This window comes from Amphritea pacifica, assembly GCF_016924145.1.
GTDB lineage: Bacteria > Pseudomonadota > Gammaproteobacteria > Pseudomonadales > Balneatricaceae > Amphritea > Amphritea pacifica.
In genome coordinates, this window is the sequence record NZ_JAFFZO010000203.1 from 1 (window position 1) to 285 (window position 285).

1 protein-coding gene is annotated in these 285 nt (G+C 44.9%); it reads right to left on the reverse strand.

All coding sequences use genetic code 11. The annotated features are described in order from the left end of the window. Positions 1-108: 108 nt before the first annotated feature. Positions 109-285 (reverse strand): DUF7684 family protein (locus tag JW499_RS23255; protein WP_463427529.1); only part of this gene is annotated, 177 nt, incomplete at its 5' end.

Below are 285 nucleotides of genomic sequence, written 5' to 3' on the forward strand. Positions count from 1 at the left end.
GCTTTTTCTAGCAAGGAAACGAAGTATCCGTCTAGCCACTAACAGGAGCCGAAGGCTCCGTTCTAGCACATGTTTGTGGAGCGTAGCTGGTTCCCGTGCACTGCCTTGTTATGCGCCTGTATATGCTGACAAAATTTCATTTTCTTTACTCTTAGCAGCGATATGTACTATTACAGTTTTGTTTAAGTCTACGGCTGGATGTAGCGCTAGCCTTTTTGAATAATCAAAAACTTCACCAAGCGACTCATTATCGTGCCTGTAGTGAGTGTGGCAGCTATCAGCTGC